Origin of the sequence: Nocardia sp. NRRL WC-3656 (genome assembly GCF_000720265.1) — a bacterium.
Lineage (GTDB): Bacteria > Actinomycetota > Actinomycetes > Mycobacteriales > Mycobacteriaceae > Nocardia > Nocardia nova.
In genome coordinates this window covers 18,530-40,356 of record NZ_JOJF01000005.1, presented here as the reverse complement: position 1 = coordinate 40,356, position 21,827 = coordinate 18,530, and the positions used below count along the sequence as shown (strand labels likewise).

Sequence of the window (21,827 nt, the reverse complement as noted above, 5' to 3'; positions counted from 1 at the left end):
CGATCCGACGCTCGGAACGCTCAGGCCACCGAGCTGGTGGCTCGCGCGATGAGATGTTCGACCAGCGTCATCAGCACCGTCTTGCAGGAACTGCGGTCGCGCGCATCGCAGAGCACCACGGGAATGTGGGCGTCGAGATCGAGCGCGTCGCGCACCTCCTCGGTGGTGTAGACCGGGGCGTTGTCGAAGCAGTTCACCGCGACCGCGAACGAGAGCCCGCGCCGTTCGAAGAAATCGATGGCGGCGAAGGAGTTCTCCAGCCGGCGGGTGTCGGCGATGACCACCGCGCCGAGCGCGCCGCGCGCCAATTCGTCCCACAGGAACCAGAATCTGTCCTGGCCGGGTGTGCCGAACAGGTACAGCACCAGGTTCTGGTCGATGGTGATGCGACCGAAGTCCAGCGCCACGGTGGTGGTGGTCTTGCCCTCCACGCCCGACAGATCGTCGATGCCGGTGGACAATTCGGTGATCAATTCCTCGGTGCGCAGCGGCGTGATCTCGCTGATCGAGGACACCATGGTGGTCTTCCCGACGCCGAAACCGCCGGCTACGAGGATTTTGACCGAGGCAGCCAGGTCGGCCGAGGACGAAATATCAGGCACGGTGTTCTACAGCTTTCGGATTCCATCGAGTACTGCTCGCAAAATGTTCAGTTCGCCGGTCCCGCCGGTATCGGTGTCGGTCCGGGCGGGGGCCCGGAAATTCAGCAGACCCTCACCGATGAGATCACCGACGAGGATCTTGGTCACCGCCAACGGTAGCTTGAGTCTCGCCGAGACTTCGGCTACCGATTGCGGGGTCCGGCACAGCCGAACGATTTCCGCGTATTCGGGTTCGACGCGCCGCAGCGGCGGACCCGGTGACACGGTCACCACCAGGGTGAGCATGTCCAGATCGTGTCCCGCCCCCATGGTGCGGCCCCGCGTCACGGCGTACGGTCGGACCAGAGGGCCGGCCGCATCGTCGAACCACGGTTGACCGAAGCGCGTCATGACAATCTATGCTCCACGTGCTCGGCCAGACCGTTACGCGGATCGGTGGACAGGTAACCACCGACTCGCTGCACGGTCAGATTCATTTCGTAGGCCACCATACCCAGATTCGCGTTCTCGTTGGCCTGCAATGCGATACATGCGTTGTCACCGGCCGCGGTGACGAACAGTACCGCACGGTCGAGTTCGATGACGGCCTGGCGTACGCCGCCCCCGTCGAACCGGTTTCCGGCGCTGCGCGCCAGCCCGTACAGCGTGGCCGACATGGCGCCGAAGTGTTCGGCGTCCTCGCGGCTCATCGACGTCGATCGGCCCAGCAGCAGCCCGTCGGTGGAATGCACCACCGCGTAGCGCACCCCGGCCAGGCGATCGACCAGATCGTCGAGCAGCCAGTTCAGATCACCTGCGTTGGAAGAAGTCACCTTCGCCTTCCTGTTCGTCCGGGGTGGGGCCGGGCTGCGATCGCCGCCCCTGCCTGGTTCCGTTCTCGATGGCGGACATCAGGTCTCGAGCCTGTTCCGCCGAGCGCGGCCGCTGCGGGGACGCAGCGTCGGGTTGGGGGTCGTGCGCCAATTCCGGTGCCAGACTGGCCTGTCGGCGACGGCGGGGCAACGGTGGGCGAGCATCGCTGCCAGTGTAGGACGGGCGCTGCGGACTGCGACGGGCCGGTTGGTCGGTGGGCGTCGCGGGCAGCTCGTGGCGCGGCGGAGCCTCGCGCCGGGCCGGGGTGTCGGCCCAGCTCCGGTCGTCGGTGCGTGGCGCGCTGTCGGTGCGCGGGTAATCGGACCAGGCCTGCGGTTGCGGCGGCGACAGGGTCGCCAGCGACGTTGCGGCCGAGGTCGTTTCGGCCGCGGGGATGGCCGGCATCTCACCGGTCATCGCGGGCTCGGGACGGCGGCCGGCGAAGCGTTCGGGCAGATGGTCGGCCAGCGGCGCATCGGCGGCGACGACGGCGGTCGGCACCAGCACGATGGCGCGGATGCCGCCGTAGTCGGATTCCGACAGCCGCACGGTGATGCCGTGGCGAGCACCCAGCTGGGCGACCACGAACAGGCCCAGGCGCGAATTGGCCGACAGTGTGGCCACACCGAAATCCGGTGGGTTGCGCAGCATGTCGTTGGCGCGTTCGAGTTCGTCGGCGGGCATGCCCATGCCCTGATCGCTGATCTCGATCGCCACGCCCTTGCCGACCACGTTGCTGCTCACCTCGACCCGCGATTGCGGCGGGGAGAACGAGGTGGCGTTGTCGACCAGCTCGGCGAGCAGGTGGATGAGGTCGGCGACCACGTTGCCGACGATGAACACCTGCGGCATCCGATGCGCGCGAACCCGCGCGTAGTCGAGGGTTTCACCGATCGCGCTGCGTACCAGCTCGACCAGCGGCACCGGGCGCCGCCACTGCCGGCCGGGTTCGCCGCCGCCGAGGATGATCAGATTCTCGGCGTTGCGGCGTTCGCGAGTGGCCAGGTGGTCGAGCCGGAAGAAGGTCTCGAGCAGCGCCGGATCCTCCTGGCGCTGTTCGGCTTCGTCGAGAATCTCGAGCTGGCGATGCACCACGATCTGGCTGCGGTGCGCGATGTTGAGGAATACCGCGCGCACGCCCTCGCGGGTGCGCGCCTCGGTGACCGCGGCGGCGACGGCCGCGGTGTGAGCGCGGTTGAACGCGTTGGCCACCGAACCGATCTCGTCGTGACCGAAGTCCAGTCGGGCCGCCTCGATCTCGGGATCGACGTTCTCGCCCTCGCTCAGGCGGCGCATCGTTTCGGGCAGGCGCACCTCGGCCAGCGCGAGGGTTTCGGTGCGCAGCCGCTTGAGCCGTCCGATCAACCGGTTGGCCAGCCACAGCGAGAGCAGGAAGGCGATGATCGCGATCGCCAGCACGCCGGCGCCGGCCCACAGCGAGTTGGTCGCGGTGCGGTCGCCGTCGTCGACGGCGGTCTGGTTGGCGTGGTCGTTCTGATACTGCCAGGCGGCGAGCAGCTGGTCGCCGAGTTGTTCGGCCGAGGTGCGCCAATCGGCGAAACTCATCGGCGGCGGCGGCAATTCGCCGTTCTTGTTGGGCGCCGGCGGATGGATGAGGTAGTCCTCCATCGCGGCCAGCTGCTGCCAGGCCGGGGAGGCGATGACGGTCTTGATCTTGTCCGCCGGGGGCCCGGTGAGATCCGCGGCGAGCTGGGGGAGTTCGGTGCGGTAGTAACCGACCAGGTTGCGGTAGTCGTCGCGCATCTGCCCGGCCAGGATCTGGCCGTTGAGTTCGGCCGCGGTCAGGGCGGCGCTGCGCGACATGCCCTCCATCGCGTGCAGCGTGCGCAGACCGCCGGCGAGCTGCTGGGCGACCGCGGCGTCGGGCGCGGTCGGGATGGTGAGATTGGTGCCGACGACGACGGCATCCAGAATGCGGTTGTAGATGGCGTAGGTTTCGGGAATCGGCAGCGCGCCCGCGTCGATCCCGCCGCGAATGGCCGGAAGTTGCTTCTTGAGGGTTTCGAATCCGCCGGTGTCGTCACCCATCGGATTCGAACCGCTGGTCATCAGTTTGTTCTCGGTGGCGGCCAGGGCCTGCAGGGCATTGTCCACTCGCGTGCGCGCCGCGCCGAGAGCGGCGGGGTCGCCGTGCTCACCGGCCAGATGCCACAGCGACAGCATCCGTTCCTGTTCGACCGCGGCGATCATCTCGCGAGTGTGCACATTGGCATTGCCCAGGATCGATGCCCAGTCCTTGGCGTGTTGCCCCTCCCGTACCAGATAACCCGCTGTGCCCACACCGATTCCGAGCAACGTCAAGCTCGGAATCACGGCGATGGCCAGGATGCGGGTTCGGATACCGAGCCTCGCTCTCAACATCGGCACAACATAACGGGCGATGTTTCAAACTTCAGGGCGGATGCCACTGAGCGAGACCTACATTGACTTTCGCGACCCGGTATGAGTTCGCAGGTCAGAGGCGGATTATCAAGTGTGGCGAAGATGACTGCCGTCGAGACATTGTGGCAAGTCACACGTTTGAACAGTGTTAGGTATATCTGCGCTCGAATACCGCTGTGAGTCAGCGCGTTCTGTCACCGGCCCGCCGCTGGGCGTCGGCGGGCGGCGAGGGCGGACAGGACGACCACGGCCGCGCACTCGACCACGACGACGGTGGCGATCAATGCCGAATACGATGTGTCGGAGAGGAATCCGGTGATCGCGCCGCCGGCGGCGGTGGCGGCGCCGAGGACGGCGGCGTAGATGCCGTAGGCGGTGGCACGGCGATCGGCCGGAACCAGATCGGCCACCACGGCGCGCAGCGTGGATTCCTGTACACCGACCGTCGCACCCCACAGCAGTGCACCCGCCAGCACAGCGCCCATGCCACCCGCGAAACCGAAGACCGGCACCAGTGCGGTCGAAACCGGCAGGACGAGTAGTGTTTTCGCGCCCACGCGGTCGTACAGCCAGCCGGAGGCCAGCGCGGCCACGGCGTCGGCTCCCATGGCCGCGGCATAGACCACCGGCACCGTGGCCGCCGTGAACACCCCGGCCGCCACCATGTGCAGTGACAGCACGCCGTAGGTGGTGGCGCCGAGCATCGAGACGGCGGTGAACAGGCAATACAGCCAGAACCGGCGCGGCAGCGGAACTCTCGAGATTCCGGGCCGAGGCGCCGCGGCGGCGGGTTCGTATCGTGCCGGATCGGGAACACGGATTCGGATGCGTACCAACAACAGCAGCGTCGCCGCACCCGGGATCGCCAGCATGGTGAGGGCGGGAGTGAAATCGTCGCCGGTCGCGGCCAGAACCGCCGCGACGGTCAGCGGCCCGGCGACCGCGCCGACCTGATCGAGCGCCTCGTGCACCGCGAAGCCGCGACCGCGGCCGGTGACCGTGGTGGCATGCGAGAGCAACGTGTCCTTGGCCGGACTTCGCACCGCCTTGCCGACCCGTTCGGCGATCACCAACGCGGCCGCCACCCACAGCACCCCCGCGAGGCCCAGGAGCGGGACGCTGACCACGGTGAGCACATAGCCGGAGATGGTCCACGCCCAGAACCGCCGCGTCCGGTCGGTCAGCGGGCCCGAGACCAGGCGCAGCACCAGTGCGGCCGCCTCGCCCACGCCGGTCACCACGCCCACGACGAATCCGGACGCACCCAATGACCCGAGGAGCGGCCCGGTGATCGACCGCGCCCCTTCGTACACGAAATCCGCCAGCAAGCTGACAATTCCGAACCGGACCACGAAACCCCAGGCCCCCAGCGGCGGGGCCGGGTCCCGCCTGGGCCGCGCATCGGCTCGCCGAGCCGCCATGATCCGCCTCCGGTCCTCGCCGATCTGCCCGCCGCCCCGATCGGATCCATGATCGCATCGGCATGCGGCCGGGGCAGGGAAAACGCCCGCCGGAGCGCCCCGGTGTGACGCATGTGCCGCTCGGTGGCCCACCCCGCCGAAAGTCCGGGACAATATCCGTCCCAGGGCGGAGATATGCCCGCGCAGCGCGCGGTAGATTATGTGTATCGGAGGGTTACATTACTCACAAGTAGGAGGCGACGATGCCCGTGCCGGAAGCTGCGGTGTTCGAGCGTCTGCGGGCGTTCGCGTCCGTCGACAGTTCCCGCGAACACGCGAACAAGACCATCGCCGAGACGTTCACCGGGCGGCCGCTGGGCGAGGTGCCGGTGGGTACCGCCGATGATGTGAGCGCCGCGTTCACCCGCGCCCGCGCCGCACAGGCGGAATGGGCGAAACGCACGCCCAAGGAACGGGCGGCGGTGCTGGAACGCTTCCGCGAACTGATCATCAGCGAGCGCGAATACCTGATGGACGTGATCCAGGCCGAAACCGGCAAGGCCCGGTGGGCGGCGCAGGAAGAAATTCTGGGCATGATGTTCGCGGCCCGCTACTTCTCGCGCGTCGCGCCGAAATTGCTGGCACCGCATTCGGTGCCCGGTGCGTTCCCGGTGCTCAACCGCGCGCAGGTACGCACCCAGCCCAAGGGTGTGGTCGGCGTCATCGCGCCGTGGAACTATCCGATGGTGCTGTCGATCGGCGATTCGATCCCGGCGCTACTGGCCGGCAACGCGGTCGTGGTCAAACCCGACAGCCAGACACCGTACTCGTCGCTGGCCAGCGTGGAGTTGCTGCTGCGCGCGGGTCTGCCCCGCGATGTGCTGCAGGTGATTCCGGGCCCGGGCGGCGTGGTCGGCACCGCGATCGTCGACCGGTGCGACTACCTGATGTTCACCGGCTCCTCGGCGACCGGGCGCGAACTGGCCCAGCAGTGCGGCAAGCGGCTGATCGGATTCTCCGCCGAGCTCGGCGGTAAGAACCCGATGATCGTGGCCCGCGGCGCGAATCTGGACAAGGTCGCCAAGGCGGCCGTGCGTGCCTGCTTCTCCAACGCCGGCCAGTTGTGCATCTCGATCGAGCGGATCTACGTCGAGGAGTCGATCGCGGCGAAGTTCAGCGAGAAGTTCGTCAAGGCGGTCGGCGCCGCGAAACTCGGTGCGGCCTACGACTTCTCGACCGATATCGGCAGCCTGATCTCACCGGCGCAGCTCGAGACCGTCACCAAGCATGTCGCCGACGCCACGTCCAAGGGCGCCGAAATTCTCGCCGGCGGCAACGCGCGCCCCGATCTGGGGCCGCTGTTCTTCGAGCCGACCGTCCTGAGCAAGGTCACCGACGAGATGGAATGCGGACGCAACGAGACCTTCGGTCCGCTGGTCTCGATCTATCCGGTCGCCGATGTCGAGGAGGCGATCGCCCGCGCCAACGACACCGAATACGGGCTCAACGCCAGCGTATGGGCGAGCAGCGCGTCCGAGGGCCAGGCCATCGCGGCCCGGCTGCGCACCGGAACCGTCTGTGTCGACGAAGGTTACGCACCGGCGTGGGGGAGCACCGGCGCACCGATGGGAGGTATGGGCATCTCCGGTGTCGGTCGCCGCCACGGCCCCGACGGACTGCTGAAGTTCACCGAACCGCAGACGGTTGTCGTCACCCGCGGAATGAATCTGGATGCGCCGCTGGGGATTCCGCAGTCGAAATGGCAGGCCTTGCTGATGACGCTCGCGCGCAGCTTCCGCTACCTGCCCGGACGCTGACAACACCGGGTCGGTCACCGGGAGCCTCCGGTGACCGACCCGGCGCGCACCTACTGGTTGAAGAAGATTCCGGTCAGATTCGCGTTCTTGATCGGTGTGTCGGCGTTGCGCTGGTTGGCGCACAGGAAGTCCACCGCCGCCATGGTGGCGTCGACCTGGGTGCCGGCGGGCTCGTGATCGTTGTTCGTCTGCTGTTTCACGAATTTGGTGATCGTGACCCGCTTGGTGTCGGCGTCCTGTTTGACGTAGTCGCTGCACGGGGTGTCGCCACCCTTGTTGATCGCGCGCTGCACGTCCGAGCATCCACTCAGCAGGCCCGCGGTCACCGCGGCCGCTGCGATGGTGCCGAACAGCGCGGCGATGCTGCGATGGGCCCTGGGTGTCATCTGGTCTCCTCGTCGAGGCCGCGTGCCGGGCCGATCCCGGCAATTCGACCGCAAGCCTAAGCGTTCACCGGCCGAATACCCCGTCGTATCCGGCCGAATCGGAGGGACCGCTACCCTACGGCGGTGCAGCTGTCTCGAACGGCCGATGCGGTGTCGTCGGTAACCGATAAATTGACGACGATCTCTCCGCAGCCGCCGGTATGGGTGGTGCTGGCGACGGCAGCGGCGGCACTGGCGGTGGTGCTCTACCGGCCGGTGTGGCGAGTGCTGCGGACCTGTGTGACGATCGCCCACGAGATCGGCCACGCGGTGGTGGCGATCTGCACGGGCCGCACCCTCAGCGGTATCCGGCTGCATTCGGACACCTCGGGGGTGACCGTATCTCGCGGCAAGCCACGAGGTTTCGGGATGGTGCTGACCACCCTGGCCGGTTATCCGGCCCCGTCGGCGGTGGGGCTGGGATTCGCGATCCTGCTCGGCACCGGACGCCAGACGATGATGCTGTGGATCCTCATCGCGGCGCTGGTGGTGCTGATCGTGGTGATCCGCAATCTGTTCGGCTTCCTCGCCGTGATCTGCGTGGGCGGGGCCGCCTTCGCGGTGTCCTGGTACGGAACCGCGGTGTGGCAGGGTGTCTTCGGTTATGTGGTCACGTGGTTCCTGCTGTTCGGTGGCGTGCGCGCGGTGATCGAACTGTGGCAGGTGTCGGTGCGCGGCGACGGATCCGATGCCGATCAGCTGGCCTGGCTCACCCGCATTCCCGCGCGGCTGTGGGTCGTCGTGTTCGGCCTGCTGACTGTCGCGGCGCTGGTGCTGGGTGGGGGGCAGCTACTGGGGATTCAGCCGTCCTGAGCCTGTGCACGCCACCGGCGGGCCGCATCCGAATCACCCCGGCGTTCGAGCACTTCCGCGAGACCGGCCATCGCGCGCGGGTCGCCCTGCTCCGCCGCGACACGCCACCAGCGTTGCGCCTCGTCGAATTCGCGTGTGCGGTAACCGAGTACGCCGAGATCGTAGGCCGCTCCGGTATGTCCGAGATCGGCCGCCTGCCGCCACAGCCGCCGGGCCTGGTCGAGGTCGCCGCGAGTGTGCGCCTCCACGCCGAGGTGGTAGAGCGCGGACCGGAACCGGTCCTGATCGCCGGCGGCGTCGACGGTGGCGGTCACCGCCACCACCAATTCGCCGAAATCGGGTTCTCCGACGCCGGTACTGCAGCGCAGCACCATGGTCGCACCCGAGCCGCGTTCGATGACGAGTCCGTAGTTGCCCGTCCATGATTCGACCGCGCCCGCGGCCGTCATCCACACCGGGGTGAGGGTGTAGGCGGCCGCCGGGCCGGTTCCCGACAGGCGTAGATCGATCCCCTCGGCGAGGGCATCGCTCCACACATCGACGCCCGGCAGCCTGCTCCCGCGCACCATCACAGAGCCGTCGATCACCGACAACCCGATACCCAGGCCCAGCAATCCCGACGGGGGCGCCGCGGCGCGCAGCGACAACCGCACCACCGTCGGTTCCGCTCCCAGGCGCTGCGAGTACATCGGATGGACCGTGACACCGCACCAATCGACCGGCTCGGTGCCCGGATATCGCTCGGCCAGGGGGCGATTCGCCTCACCGGTACCGGCCATCGCGCCGCCTTTCGCCGCAGCTGTAGGGGGGAATCGATGCGCTGCCGCGCACACCGTAGTCCCTGCGGCCGGAAAATGGCGCCGAACCGGCGGGTTCAGTCCTCGCTGCTGCCGCGCTGCCCGACGAACGCCCGCAGGGCCGGGTCCGTGGAGACGATGCGGTCCACCTCGTCTCCGCCGGTGCATTCGAACAATCCGATGGTCACGTGCGTGCCGCGCCTGCCCAGCACGCGCCAGACGCCACCGCTGTCCTGCCAGCGGATCAGCGCGGCGACGGCGGGGGAGATCTGCGAATCCGGCACTCCACCATTGTGACTGCCGAATCCGTCAGGCGAATTCGTGGTACAGCTCGGGCAGGAAGCGAGCCAGATGGTTCATCTCCTGCCCGCAGTGCAACAGCAGATCACGAGCGAGGTCGAGTCCTGGTACGAGGTCGTCGACGTCGGCGGCGGCACCGCGCTGCACCGCACGCGCGGTGTGCACCGGATCCAGGGTGTGGACTCCGTAGATGCGCAGATAGAAGCGGCTGCGCATCTCGCATCCACCGGCAACGGGGCGGACCTGGTGGGCCAGCCAGCCCAGGTCGACGGGCGCGACGCTGCTGCCGACCCGTCCGAGCACCACGGTGTGGTCCTCGGGGACGGTGAACCCGTAGGCGACCGGATCGTGGAAGGCGATGGCGAGCTGCTGCAACTTCGGGCCGATGTATTCATCGACGTAGGAGATGTTGCCGACATACCGCTGCCGGTCCGGCATCGCCCCGCCCGTCCGGTCGGCCGCGACCTCCGCGTACATGTGCGCATCCGGATGCCACAGCTTGTACCGGGCGGATTCCGCCAGATGCCACCCGAACCACCAATCCCACATGGCGGCGGTCACGCGCGGCATCTCCGTGCGTACCGCCACCCAGACGATTCCGGAATCGGTGTGCCCGTATCCGGTTTCGATCGGCGCGCAGCCGGACGGGCCCAGTTCCGCGGTCAGCGCGGAGAAGGGCGGAATACGTTCCGCCGGGGTGGGTGGCCCCGCGTACGCGTCGGTGACCGCCGGTTGCGGTGGGGCGGTGTGCTCGGTCATGAAGTGGGCATAGGGCTGGGCGCGGTCCTGCGCGGAATACCCGCCGTAGCGGACGTTGTCGGGCCCGTCGGCGTGAGCCGGTGACGACCGGACCACGGCGAACGCCCCCGCGCCGACGGCCGCGAGGGCCAATGCCCTGCGCCGCGAGAGAGCCGACGATTTCACCATGCGACGAGGCTACTGCCGGGCGCGCCGCGCGGGCGCGCCGATCATGGCGGCTCCCAACAGGATTCGTGAATGCCGGTGGGTTCACCGGCCCCGCGGCGACATGATCATGACATGTCCCAGTGTGGCCGCCGCATATGGTGATCGGGCGGCCCGTCGCGGGCCGTGCGGGTTCGCCGGGCGAGGGACCGCACGGCCGCGCGAGGTGCCGGCTACGGCGTGGAGTAGCCGATCAGGGCTCCGATCCCGGCACCGATCGGAATGGTGACCAGGGCGCCGACACCACCGAGGAAGAAGCCCAGCACCGCACCGATTCCGGCGCCGACGAGGGCACCGACGCCCGCGTTGTACTGCTTGCGAGCGAGCGTGTCGGAGGCCTCGTCGATGGCCTGCGCGGTCCGATCGGTGGCCGACTGCGGTGTCAGCGTGAGGGTCCGGCCGGCGTTGTCGATGCGCGGTGTGAGGCCGACCGTTCCGGACGCCGTGCGCAGACCGAGCGGCACCGAGGCGACGGCACGGCCGGCGGCATCGGTGAGGGTGACCGCATCACCGGTGACGGTGAAGGATCCGGCGTCCACGGTGGTCGTCAGACCGGTGTGGTCGGCGGTCGGCGCGGTGACGAAACCGACGCCCTGTTCGTCCCCGCGCACAGCGATCTCGGAGGCCGTGGCCGGTGCGGCCTGCGCGACGCCCGCGGCCGCGGTGGTGGCACCGACGGCCAGTAGCGCGGTAGCGGCGAATTTCTTGGCTCTCATGATCTTTCCCCACATTCCGTCGGCCCGGCCGGGCCGACATGTCCCCTGTGGCCGGATCTCGGCCGTTCTCATTCTTACCCAGATAGCGCGCCGGTGTTCGGTTTCCGATCCGCGGTTCGTGAAATCGCTTCGCGCACAGTGGGTTTGCCGAGCGTTCGCGGAAAATGTGAATCGTCGCGACCGGCCCGGAAGCAGACGTCCACCGGTGGCATCGCCGGGCGAACGCCGCGGCCGGTTCGAACCGCGCATCGCGGCGATGCTCCCGGCTCCCGCGGCGTACCCCACCGCTCGGGAATCCGCGCCACGTCCACACCCGCATCGGATCGACTCGGCACCACCGATTCGATGTCGCGAAGGCCAGGGTGCTGCGACAACGGATTCCTTCCGACTCGGCGGCCCCGTCGCGAACACCTTCGCTCCCGCACCCGCGCGTCGTATTGTCGATCGATGTGAGCGACGACGACGGTTCGACGCCCCTGCGATTGCCCCCCTCCGCGATCGGCGATCCCGTCGAGCTGGCCGATTACATCTGTACCCGGCTGCAGCGGGAGATTCCGGCGTACCGGGGGATTGCCGCCGCCAGCCTGACGCCGTCGATCGCCGCCGTGATCGATCGTCTGATCACCGCCACCGCGGCCGATCGGCCACTCGACGAGCAGGAGCTCGCGGAATTCCGAGCCTACGGCGCGTTGCGGGCCGAACTCGGTGTGCCGCTCGACGCGATGCTGCGCGGATGGCAGATCGTGGTGGGGGAGGTGATCGAACGCATCAGTACCTCCGAACACTGGGCGACCCGGCGCGGCTCGGCGCTGCTGTCGGTCCTCGGTTCCCTGCTGCGCGCCTCGGACGCGGCCACCGTCGCATTCACCTCCGCCCACCGCGAAGCCGAAGCGCAGATCACCCGCCGCCTCGATACCCGGCGCGACGATATGGTGCGGGCGCTGACCGAGGGAGTTTTGCCCGCCGGTGAGTTGCGCCGCCGTGCCCAACACATCGGACTCCGCCTGGACGCGACGTATTCGGCCTTCCGCGCGATCACCGCGGAGCCGGAACAGACGGAGTGGGAGCTGCGGCAACGGCCGGGATTCCGGCCGCCAGGTGGTGTGGTGGCGATCCTGGAACGCGATGTGGTCGGCATCTGCGATCCGCGCGACGATTCCGCACCCTCGGCCGGAGTGTTCCTCGGGGTGGGCCCGGCCTGTCCGCTCGAGCGGGTTCCCCATTCGCTGCATATCGCCGGCCGGGTCGCCGAGACCGCGCGCCTGTTCGGGCGTCCGGGGCGCCACACGCTCACCGACCTCGGCCTCCTACCGGCCGTCGTCGGCGACAGCGATGTCGGGGCCGCGATGGTCCGCCGCTACATCGACCCGCTCGTCGACGTCGACGCCGACGCGATCCTCGAGACCGTCGATGCCTATCTGGCGGCCGGCTGCAATGCCAGCGAGACCGGTCATCGGCTGTATCTGCATCACAACACGGTCCGCTATCGGCTGTCCCGGTTCGAGGAGCTCACGGGTGCGTCACTGAAGGATTCGCACGTGATGCAGCAGGTGTGGTGGGCGTTGCGCTATCGGGAACTGTGTTCCGGTCACCCGGGCTCGTGCGTCGATTAATAAGGAGAATCGTCCACATTTTGTCAACTATTACGAAACTCCGCGCCCGGGCCGGCGGTTGATCGATACATGGGAACAACGCGGGCCCGAGATCCGGGCACCGCGCCCAGATGTCCGTGCGACGCTCGAAAGGAAAGGACCGGCACCATGACATTCGCCGATCCGGTCACCGCGGTATTCGCCGACGCTGTCGATATGGCCGTGCGCGCACCCTCGGTGCACAACACCCAACCGTGGCGGTGGTCGCTGCGCGAGGACGCCGCCCACCTGTACGCCGACCGGTCCCGGCAATTGGTCGTGACCGATCCGGCCCAGCGCGCACTGCTCCTGAGCTGCGGGGCGGCACTGCATCACATGCGGATGGCGCTGGCCGTGCTCGGCTGGTCCGCGCGGGTCACCTACCTTCCCGACGACGCCGATCCCGATCACCTCGCGGCCATCACCGTGCGCCCGTACCGGCCGTCGCCGCGCGATATCGAACTCGCCGCGGCGATCGGCCACCGGCAGTCGGATCGCCGCCGCTACAGCGCGCGGCCGGTGCCGCAGGCATTCGTGCGGGAGGTGTCCGCCGCCGCCCGGACCTACGGCGCCGCCGCCCGGCAGGTGCCGCGGGAGTTGCGCCCGGAATTGGCCGAAGCCGCCCGGGTCGCCTCGCTGCGCCACGCCGCCGATCCCGCCTATCTGCACGAGCTGGCGGTCTGGAGCGGTCGGCACGGGACCTCGGACGGTGTCCCGGCCGCGAATACGCCTGCCCCGCGTGCCGATGACGAGATCGCCAGACGCCGGTTCGAGTCACCGGAACTAGCCGATCCGGCCACCGAACCCGAGGCCGCCGAATGGCTGGTGATGTGCACGGCCGGCGATGACCAGCTCTCTCGGCTGCGAGCGGGGGAAGCGCTCAGCGCGCTGCTGTTGTCGGCGACCACGCTGGGCCTGTCATCCAGTCTGCAGTCCGAACCGCTGGCCATGCCCGACCTGCGCTCCCACATTCGCCGCAGCGTGCTGTTGGAGTGCGCCTACCCGCAGACGATAGTGCGACTGGGCTGGTTGCCCGCCGGCGCGGCGTCGCTGCCGCAGACGCCGCGGCGACCCGTCACCGAGGTACTCGCGACCCCTGTGGCGATCTGAGCGATCCGCGGCTAGAGCCCCGCGGCCGCCGCGATCTCGCGGGCGTGGGCGATGATCGCGTCGATGCGTTCGACGGTCGGCGTGCCCGCGGCGGCCTTGTTGCTCGGCGTATCAGCCGCGCGCCGCATCACGCCCTCGGCGATGATCGCAAGCTTCCACAAGCCCAGCACATGCCAGAAGGTGAGGACGTCGCGGTCGCGGCCGGTTTCGTCGAGGTAGGCGCGCGCCATCTCGGCTCGGTTCGGGAAACCCGGCAGTGCCGACGCCGGGAAGTCACCGCCGAGGTCCTCGCCGGCCTGGACCCAGTAGGCGAGCAGACTCCCCATATCCGCGAGGGGATCGCCGAGGGTGGACAATTCCCAGTCCAGCGCGGCCACCACCGCGCCGGTCTCCCGCGAGGTGATCACGTTGCGCAGGTGGAAGTCACCGTGCACCAATGTCGTTTCCCGTTGCGGCGGAATCGATCCGGCGAGCCGGCGGGTGAGATCGTCGAGTTCGGGCACCTCGCGGGTGCGTGACTGCTCCCACTGCCGCGACCATCGATTCAGCTGCCGCTGCGCATACGGTTTGTGACTGGCCAGATCCGCCAGCCCCACCGCCTCGAGATCGACCGCGTGAATACGCGCCAGCGTGTGGGTGAGGGACCGGGCGATGGCCAGGCGCCGTTGCGGAGTCAGCGACTCCGCGACCTCCATGGTGTCCACGACTTGTCCGTCGACGTATTCCATCAGCACCACCGGTGCGTCGCAAACCTCGGAATCCGTTGTGACGGAAAGGATTGCCGGCACCGGAACATCGGTTCCGGCCAGCGCGGACATGATCCGCGACTCGCGCACCACATCGTGCGCGGAGGCCAGCAGCCGGCCGAGGGGTGGCCGCCGCAGCACCCAGCGGTGTCCGGCGTCGCGCACCAGATAGGTGAGATTGGACTGGCCGAGACCGATCCGGGTGAAGGTCGGGGCGCCGGTCAGCCCGACCCCCAGACCGTCGATCCACCGGGTGACGGCGGCGGTGTCGATGCCCCCGGCCTGCTCCGGCGTGGCGGTCACGGTGCCGCCCGGAATGCCGCCGGGTGGCCGAGCCGCTGCCCACCGTCGACGACCATCACCTCACCGGTGATCCAGCGCGCGGCGTCGGATACCAGGAACGCGATCGCCGAACCGATATCGTCGGGTTCGCCGATCCGGTCCAGTGCGGTCGCGTCGGCCACCAGATTCTCGTGCTCGCGCCACAGGGCCTCGGCGAGCTTGGTCCGCACCACGCCGGGCGCGACGGCGTTGACTCGGACCCGAGGCGACAGCTCCAGCGCCATCTGCTTGGTGAGGTGGATGAGCGCCGCCTTGGAGGCGTTGTAGAGACCGAGGTTCGCCTCGAAACCCATACCGCCGATCGAGGCGGTGTTCACGACCGCGCCGCCGTGTTCACCCATCCAGGCCTTGGTCGCCAGCGAGGTCCACAGGATCGGCGCCCACAGGTTGACGTCGAAGATCTTGGCGAACCGGCCGTGGTCCTGATCTATCACCGGGCCGAACGCCGGATTGGTGCCCGCGTTGTTGACCAGGATGTCGACGCTGCCGAACCGCTCGAGGGTGCGGTCGATGCAGCTGCGCGCGGCCTCCTCGTCGACGGCGTGGGCGGCGATGCCGAGCGTGTTGCCCTCCACCTGTGCGGCCGCCGCGTCTGCCGATTCCTGATCCCGCGAGGTCAGCACCACGTTGGCCCCGGCCGCGGCGAGGGCCTGCGCGGTCGCGAGGCCGATGCCGCGCGAGGCGCCGGTGACGATCGCGGTGCGGCCGGTCAGATCCGCGTTCGGCATATCAGTTGTCCGCCTTCACATCTCGATACTTGCGCAGTTCCTGCCGGGCCAGCGTGCGCTTGTGCACCTCGTCGGGGCCGTCGGCCAGCCGCAGCGTGCGCAGATGCGCCCACGCCATGGCGAGCGGGAAGTCGTCGGTGACACCGGCGCCACCGTGGACCTGAATGGCCCGGTCGACGATCTTCAGGGCGATATTCGGCGCGGCGACCTTGATCGCGGCGATCTCGGTGCGCGCCTCCTTGTTGCCGACGGTGTCCATCAGATAGGCCGCCTTCAGGGTCAGCAGCCGGATCATCTCGATATCGATGCGCGCCTCGGCGATCCAGTCCTGGATATTGGCGTTGGCAGCGATCGGCTTGCCGAAGGTGATGCGCGTACTCGCGCGCCGGCACATCAGCTCCAGGGCGCGCTCGGCCATTCCGATGGCCCGCATGCAGTGGTGGATGCGGCCGGGGCCGAGCCGGGCCTGGCTGATCGCGAAGCCCTCGCCCTCGCCCTCGAGCACGTCTTTCAGCGGTACCCGCACATTCTCGAAATCGATCTCGGCATGACCCTCGCGGTCCTGATAGCCGAAGACCGGCAGGCCGCGCATGACGGTCACGCCCGGTGCGTCGATGGGGACCACCATCATCGACTGCTGGCGGTGCGGCGCGGCGTCGGGATCGGTCTTGCCCATCACGATCAGCACGGTGCAGTTCGGATGCAAGGCGTTGGAGGCGAACCACTTACGGCCATTGAGCACGTACTCGTCGCCGTCACGCACCATCGACAGTTCCACATTGGTGGCGTCGGAACTGGCGACCGCGGGCTCGGTCATCGCGAACGCCGAGCGGATCGTGCCCGCCAGCAACGGCTTCAGGTACTTCTCCTTGTGCTCGTCGGTGCCGAAGAGCGTGAAGACTTCCATATTTCCCGTATCCGGGGCATTGCAGTTGCACGCCTCCGGCGCCAAGTGGCTGCGGCCCATGATCTCGGCCAGCGGCGCGTACTCGAGGTTGGTCAGACCCGGACCCCATTCCGGGTAGGGGTGGAACAGATTCCACAGGCCGCGCCGCTGCGCCTCGGCCTTGAGCTCTTCCAGGATCGGCGGCTGGAAGTGCGGATCGCCGGCGGCGCGCATCTGCTCGTCGTAGACGGCCTCGGCGGGGTAGACGTGCGAATCCATGAACTCCAGCAGCTGGGCCCGATACTTCTCGGCCCGCTCGGAGATGTCGAACATCGACATGTGATCTCCTGATCGTTGTGAAATCTGTTGTGAAGCTTCAGTTCTCGTCGAGCAAGCTGCGCTGGTACCGGCGCATGCCGGCCAGCCAGCGGTCGTAGTCGGCCCCCTTGCGCCGATACATCTCGAGCACGCTCGGATGCGGCAGGATCAAGAACTGCTCGGCGTCGATCGCGGCGAGCACGGCGTCGGCGACCTGCGCGGGTTCGAGCACCTCCCCGGCGGCGGTCACCGCCCGGGTGGAGGCCGCGCCGAGCCGGTCGCCGGAGTCGCGCCCGGCATACAGCAGGGGCGTGTCGACCCCCATGGGGCACAGGCAGCTGACCCGAATCCCCTGGTCGCCGTAGGTGACCGACAACCATTCGGCGAAGCCGACAGCGGCGTGCTTGGTGACCGAGTAGGTGGCCGATCCGATCTGGGTGAGAAGCCCGGCCGCGGACGCGGTGCTGACGAAATATCCTTCGCCGCGCTCGAGCCATCGGGGTACGAGCTGGGAGGCGGCGCGGATGTGCGCGCGCACGTTCACGTCGAAGGACCGGTCCCAGTCGGCCTCGGCGACGTCGAGCCCGGCCGCACCGGCGATGCCGGCGTTGGCGAAGTACAGGTCCACCGGGCCGAACGTGTTCTCCGCCAGCGTGATCAGACCGGCGATCGCCTCCGGATCGCTGACGTCGGCCCCCGCGCTCACGCAGGCACCGGGATGGTCGGCGGCCACGGCGTCGGCGACGCTCTTCGCGGCGGCCTCGTCGAGATCGGCGACGACGACTCGCGCGCCCGCTTCGGCGAGGCGGGCGGCGAGAGCGCCGCCGATGCCGCCTCCGCCGCCGGTCACGATGGCCACCTTCTGCGCAACCTGCACTGCCGTACCCCTGTCCGTGTCCGTGATGTCACCCCACCGTAGTTGAGGTTGACGTCAAGTTCAATTTCGGGTGTGCGCGTGCGCCGCACTCCGCTGTTGTAGCAGGTCTGCGCTGCGCCGGAGGGCGAAACGGCGAGTCAGGACTTGGCCGGAATACGCAGCGCGTTGACCCACAAGCGGGTCGCGGTATAGGTGAGCTCGTCCAGGTCGACCGGGCGATCGGTGTCGTCACCGGCCACGAAATGCCCGAAGGCCAGGCGGCTGACCATTCCGGAGAGCGCCCGCGAGGCGAGGAGCGGATCCAGTTCGGGATCGGCCAGCCCGCGACGTTGCAGCGATTCGATACTGCGAGCGTTGCGGTCGATGAACGCCTCGGCGCGGCGCTGGCGCAGCACCCGGAATTCGGGGTCGATATTGGCCACCTGTTCGAGCAGGCCCATCAGTTTGGCGTTGCGCTGATAGGCCTCGAAGTAGGCGCGGTTGCTCGCGGCCACCACGGCGGCCGGATCGTCGGCCTCGGGAACATGCGGCATTCCCGGGTGCATCATGTCCTCCTGGGCGACCTCCAGGACCGCCGCGAAAATCTCCTCCTTGCTGGAGAAGTAGGTGTAGAAGGTGCCGGAGGAGCAGTGCGCCTCGGTCGTGATGTCGACCAGCCGGGTGTCGAGATAGCCGCTGGTCTCGAAGACGCGGCGCGCGGCGGCGATCAGCGTCGAGCGGGTACGCAGCCCGCGCTCGGTGGTCGGCAATTCCCGCAGCAGGGAAGTCCGGGCCATCGACGGCGCTGCGTCTGTGCTGCGACCATCCTCGCCGAACTTTCCCATGCAGCAGTTATAGCCGACGAGGCCGATGGCGGCACGTAGGGTCTGTTGATCTTGGAAGTCATCGGAGTGGAGAGTATGTCGATATTGAGGAAGCTGTTGACGCTCGGGGCGGCAGCAGCGGCGGTTGCGCTCACCGCGGTTCCGGCGCACGCGCAACAGCAACCCGAATACGCCCCCACCATGCTGGTGCTGGACGCCTCGGGATCCATGCGGGCTCCGGATCCCGCCGGCGGCACGAAACTGGATGCGGCCAAGGCCGCCGTGCACAGTTTCGTCGCCGCGGCCCCGGCGCGGTCGAAGGTGGGGCTGACCGTGTACGGGACCGGAACGGGATCCTCGGATGCGGAAAAGACCGCCGGATGTGCGGACGTGCGCACGCTGCACGGCGCCGACATCATCGACAGAGCGGCTCTGAATACCGCCGTCGATGGTGTCGAGGCCAGTGGGTATACGCCGATCGGCGCCGCGCTGCGCACGGCCGCCGACGCGCTTCCGAAGCAGGGCCCGCGGTCGATCGTCCTCGTCTCCGACGGCGAAGACACCTGCGCGCCACCGGATCCGTGTGAAGTCGCCCGGGAACTCGAGCGTCAGGGCGCCAAGATCGTGGTGCATGCCATCGGATTCGGTGTGGACGGGCCCGCGCGCAAACAGCTCACGTGCATCGCACAGCAGACCGGGGGTACGTACACCGACGCCGCCGACGGCACATCGCTCGAACGTGTCCTGCCCCGGGTGAGTCAGGCGGCGTTGCGCACGTACACGCCGGTCGGCGCGCCGATTTCCGGCACCACGACCTATCGGGACGCGCCGGTCGCCGGGCCGGGCCGATATCTGGACACGATCGCCCAGCACGAGACGAAGTACTACGCCCTGGACGTGCCGCAGGGCGCGATGGCCTACTTCAGTGCGACGCTGGCCTTCCCGCACGTCCGGCAGAAACCGCCCGGCAACGACAACAGCGTTCTGTACCTGCGCGTCTACGGCGAGGATGGCAAGGACTGCAACGTATTCGAGTTCGAGCAGGTGGTGAACACCAGTGACGGCGTGGCACTGACCGTCACGAAGGCGTGGGACGGCGCGACGAAGACCGACTCCGGATCCGACAGCGCCACGAACGCGTGCCGCGGCGGCGGTCGCTACTACTTCGCACCCGAGTGGCACGGCGTCGCCGACACGAGCCCGCAGCAGATGCCGATGGAGTTGCTGTTCGGAATCGAGCCCGCGGCCGGCGACCCCGGTCCGCCCGCCTCGGCCACACCGACGGCGTTCACGCCACCGGCCGGTAGTGTCGTCGCGGTCTCCGGAAGTGGATCATTCAACGCCGCAACGACATTGGAAGGTTCCGGTAGCTATTCCGACACCCTGCAGCGCGGCGAGTTCGTCTTCTATCGGGTCGCGCTCGGATGGGGCCAGGGCCTCGCATACCGGGTGAATTTCCTCGATTCCGACAAGCACGGACTCGACGGGCTGTCGCGGGTCACGACCACGCTGTACTCGCCGATTCGCACCGAGATCGACCACGACTTCGGCAGCTACAACGGAGAATCGGCGACGATGCCGGCCGGTGGTCCGCTGGCGACGCTGCCGGTGCGCTACAGCAATCGCACGGCCGGGGACGCCAAGAGCGCCGAACAGAGCCTGGCCGGTTGGTACTACATCGCCGTCTCGGTCAGCGCATCGAATGTCGAAGGACTCGGTGCGCCCGTCCCGATTCGCCTGGATGTGACCGTCGGCGGGGCTGCCGAGCCCGGACCGCGGTACGAATCGGCCACGGCGGCGGGCATATTCGGCGAGCACGCTGCGCAGACACCGGAGGCGTCGTCCTCGTCGAACAACGGAGGGCAATCGCGGGCGTCGGCCGCATCGGAATCCGGCGACGGGGTGTCGCCGGCGGTCCTCGCGGCCGTCATAGCCGGTGTGGTCCTCCTCGGACTGCTTCTCGGCGCGCTGGTGGTGATACGAAGCCGCCGCAAGAACACCCGTCCCTAGGGCACCGCTACCGAGAGGCCGGCGGAAATACAGGGCCGGTCCGTGATCGCTTGCGAGTGATCACGGACCGGCTCACCTGTTTCGCCGGACCACCACGTGAGCCAGGGTTTCGAGATCGCCCCGGGCGACGCCTGCCGGCAGCCCGGCGAGCGCGGAACGCAATGCCCGGTCGGCGTATTCGCGGGTGAGTTCACGCCCACCGGCGGCGGCGACCAGTTCGGCGGCGCGCGCTACGTCGGCCGTCGTCATCGGACGTGGCTCGCTGTACAGCCGGGCCAATTCGCGGCCCGCGTCGGTGTCGGAGGCCAACGCGCACACCACCGGAAACGACCGCTTCCGGCCGGCCAGATCGCTGAGCGCGGGTTTACCGGTCACCGCCGGATCACCCCAGATGTCGATGGCGTCGTCGACCAGTTGGAACGCCAGGCCGAGATTGCGGCCGAAGGTGTTGAACGCGGCCACCGTTCGCGAATCCGCACCCGCGCACAACGCGCCCAGGGCGCAGGAACAGCCCAGCAGCACAGCGGTTTTGCCGGCCGCCATGGCCAGGTAGTCCTCGACGCTCACATCCGGGCGGGTTTCGAAATCGCAGTCTTGATATTGGCCGTGGCACAGGGTCGCGGCGGTGCGGGCCAACCGGATCACCGCGGCGGCGCCGGCCTCCTCCGGCACTCCGCCGTCGGAGAGCACCGCGAACGCCAAGGCCTGCAACGCGTCACCGAGCAACGTGGCGTTGGTGGTGCCCCACACCCGCCAGACCGTGGGCCGGCCGTGGCGAAGCGGATCGGCGTCCATCACGTCGTCGTGGACGAGGGAGAAGTTGTGCAGCAGTTCGACCGCGGCGCCGGCGTGTACGGCATCGGCGGCCGGTGCGCCGCAGGCGGCCGCGGCGGCCAGCGTCAGCGCCGGGCGCAGCCCCTTGCCGTGGGAGCCGGCGCGCAGGTTGCCCTCGGCGTCGCACCAGCCGAAGTGGTAACCGGCCATCCGGTCGAGCGGGTGGCCGAGGGTGGCGACGGCGGCCCGCAGGACCGGCGCGATCGCCGTGCGGGCATCGGCGAGCAGGGTGGCCGCGGTGCGCGCGCCCGGGGCGGCATCGGTGGTGGCGCGTGCACGGCGCCCGGGTTCACGGGCGACCGCGCAGTCCTTGCGGTCCGCCGCGGGAAGATGTTGCGCCGGAGAGTGAGTGGTGGGTTTGGATGCTCGCATTACCGGCCCCGCTCGCTAGGGCACAGCCGCCGCGCCCGCTCCGCGTCGCGGTCGGCGGTGCGTGAAGGTTTCATCGTCGCAC

Annotated in this window: 21 protein-coding genes; 5 read left to right on the top strand and 16 right to left on the bottom strand. The window is 68.7% G+C overall.

All coding sequences use genetic code 11. The annotated features are described in order from the left end of the window. Window positions 1-20: 20 nt before the first annotated feature. The 5 genes from IG65_RS0108870 to IG65_RS0108850 form a co-directional block, all read right to left on the bottom strand. Window positions 21-602, bottom strand: a complete 582-nt coding sequence (locus IG65_RS0108870; protein WP_030514367.1) for an ATP/GTP-binding protein — start codon at window positions 600-602, stop codon at window positions 21-23. Window positions 603-608: 6 nt separating this feature from the next. Next, on the bottom strand, window positions 609-992 hold the full coding sequence (locus IG65_RS0108865; protein WP_030514366.1) for a DUF742 domain-containing protein: 384 nt from the start codon (window positions 990-992) through the stop codon (window positions 609-611). Then, entirely contained in the window at window positions 989-1,414 is a 426-nt protein-coding gene (locus IG65_RS0108860; RefSeq protein ID WP_030514365.1) for a roadblock/LC7 domain-containing protein, read from the bottom strand. Before IG65_RS0108860 ends, IG65_RS0108865 begins: the two co-directional genes overlap by 4 nt. Next, the gene (locus IG65_RS0108855) at window positions 1,392-3,836 is read right to left on the bottom strand and encodes a sensor histidine kinase (protein ID WP_030514364.1); all 2,445 of its coding nucleotides are present in this window, start codon (window positions 3,834-3,836) and stop codon (window positions 1,392-1,394) included. Before IG65_RS0108855 ends, IG65_RS0108860 begins: the two co-directional genes overlap by 23 nt. 215 nt (window positions 3,837-4,051) lie before the next feature. Continuing rightward, window positions 4,052-5,278, bottom strand: a complete 1,227-nt coding sequence (locus IG65_RS0108850) for an MFS transporter (RefSeq protein WP_051755617.1) — start codon at window positions 5,276-5,278, stop codon at window positions 4,052-4,054. Window positions 5,279-5,520: 242 nt separating this feature from the next. Here IG65_RS0108850 and IG65_RS0108845 point away from each other — a divergent pair, with 242 nt between their 5' ends. After that, the gene (locus IG65_RS0108845; protein WP_030514362.1) at window positions 5,521-7,074 is read left to right on the top strand and encodes a succinic semialdehyde dehydrogenase; all 1,554 of its coding nucleotides are present in this window, start codon (window positions 5,521-5,523) and stop codon (window positions 7,072-7,074) included. Window positions 7,075-7,124: 50 nt separating this feature from the next. Here the strand turns inward: IG65_RS0108845 and IG65_RS0108840 are convergent, their stop codons facing one another. Beyond that, window positions 7,125-7,460, bottom strand: coding sequence for a hypothetical protein (locus IG65_RS0108840; protein ID WP_051755615.1), 336 nt, complete (start codon window positions 7,458-7,460; stop codon window positions 7,125-7,127). 123 nt (window positions 7,461-7,583) lie between these two features. Between IG65_RS0108840 and IG65_RS0108835 the strand changes: the two genes are divergently transcribed. Beyond that, complete coding sequence (locus tag IG65_RS0108835; RefSeq protein ID WP_197039808.1) at window positions 7,584-8,312, top strand: M50 family metallopeptidase; 729 nt, start codon at window positions 7,584-7,586, stop codon at window positions 8,310-8,312. Here IG65_RS0108835 and IG65_RS0108830 read toward each other — a convergent pair. From IG65_RS0108830 to IG65_RS0108815, 4 genes are all read right to left on the bottom strand, one after another. Then, window positions 8,300-9,091, bottom strand: coding sequence for a tetratricopeptide repeat protein (locus tag IG65_RS0108830; RefSeq protein WP_030514359.1), 792 nt, complete (start codon window positions 9,089-9,091; stop codon window positions 8,300-8,302). The genes IG65_RS0108835 and IG65_RS0108830 overlap by 13 nt on opposite strands. Window positions 9,092-9,186: 95 nt before the next feature. Beyond that, window positions 9,187-9,393, bottom strand: coding sequence for a hypothetical protein (locus tag IG65_RS0108825; protein WP_231509108.1), 207 nt, complete (start codon window positions 9,391-9,393; stop codon window positions 9,187-9,189). 25 nt (window positions 9,394-9,418) lie between these two features. Beyond that, window positions 9,419-10,336, bottom strand: a complete 918-nt coding sequence (locus IG65_RS0108820) for a DAPG hydrolase family protein (RefSeq protein ID WP_231509107.1) — start codon at window positions 10,334-10,336, stop codon at window positions 9,419-9,421. A gap of 209 nt (window positions 10,337-10,545) precedes the next feature. Further along, a complete protein-coding gene (locus IG65_RS0108815; protein WP_030514356.1) occupies window positions 10,546-11,088 on the bottom strand; it encodes a hypothetical protein in 543 nt (180 codons plus the stop codon). Between the two features lie 449 nt (window positions 11,089-11,537). On the opposite strand from IG65_RS0108815, the gene IG65_RS0108810 reads away from it, so the two are divergent. Both IG65_RS0108810 and IG65_RS0108805 read left to right on the top strand, forming a co-directional pair. Next, complete coding sequence (locus tag IG65_RS0108810) at window positions 11,538-12,701, top strand: CdaR family transcriptional regulator (RefSeq protein ID WP_156055541.1); 1,164 nt, start codon at window positions 11,538-11,540, stop codon at window positions 12,699-12,701. Between the two features lie 147 nt (window positions 12,702-12,848). Next, entirely contained in the window at window positions 12,849-13,829 is a 981-nt protein-coding gene (locus tag IG65_RS0108805) for a hypothetical protein (RefSeq protein WP_030514354.1), read from the top strand. Window positions 13,830-13,840: 11 nt separating this feature from the next. Here IG65_RS0108805 and IG65_RS0108800 read toward each other — a convergent pair whose 3' ends face one another. The 5 genes from IG65_RS0108800 to IG65_RS0108780 all read right to left on the bottom strand — a co-directional run bounded on the left by IG65_RS0108800 (window position 13,841) and on the right by IG65_RS0108780 (window position 18,502). Then, complete coding sequence (locus IG65_RS0108800; protein ID WP_030514353.1) at window positions 13,841-14,878, bottom strand: phosphotransferase family protein; 1,038 nt, start codon at window positions 14,876-14,878, stop codon at window positions 13,841-13,843. Further along, window positions 14,875-15,645, bottom strand: a complete 771-nt coding sequence (locus tag IG65_RS0108795; RefSeq protein WP_030514352.1) for an SDR family oxidoreductase — start codon at window positions 15,643-15,645, stop codon at window positions 14,875-14,877. Before IG65_RS0108795 ends, IG65_RS0108800 begins: the two co-directional genes overlap by 4 nt. Window position 15,646: 1 nt before the next feature. After that, window positions 15,647-16,870, bottom strand: coding sequence for an acyl-CoA dehydrogenase family protein (locus tag IG65_RS0108790; RefSeq protein ID WP_030514351.1), 1,224 nt, complete (start codon window positions 16,868-16,870; stop codon window positions 15,647-15,649). A gap of 37 nt (window positions 16,871-16,907) precedes the next feature. Then, on the bottom strand, window positions 16,908-17,726 hold the full coding sequence (locus tag IG65_RS0108785; protein WP_030514350.1) for an SDR family oxidoreductase: 819 nt from the start codon (window positions 17,724-17,726) through the stop codon (window positions 16,908-16,910). A 137-nt stretch (window positions 17,727-17,863) separates the two neighbouring features. Next, the gene (locus IG65_RS0108780) at window positions 17,864-18,502 is read right to left on the bottom strand and encodes a TetR/AcrR family transcriptional regulator (RefSeq protein ID WP_030514349.1); all 639 of its coding nucleotides are present in this window, start codon (window positions 18,500-18,502) and stop codon (window positions 17,864-17,866) included. Between the two features lie 123 nt (window positions 18,503-18,625). On the opposite strand from IG65_RS0108780, the gene IG65_RS0108775 reads away from it, so the two are divergent. Beyond that, complete coding sequence (locus IG65_RS0108775; protein WP_231509106.1) at window positions 18,626-20,539, top strand: VWA domain-containing protein; 1,914 nt, start codon at window positions 18,626-18,628, stop codon at window positions 20,537-20,539. 72 nt (window positions 20,540-20,611) lie between these two features. Here IG65_RS0108775 and IG65_RS0108770 read toward each other — a convergent pair whose 3' ends face one another. Then, entirely contained in the window at window positions 20,612-21,745 is a 1,134-nt protein-coding gene (locus IG65_RS0108770) for a polyprenyl synthetase family protein (protein ID WP_081879355.1), read from the bottom strand. Window positions 21,746-21,827: the final 82 nt, after the last annotated feature.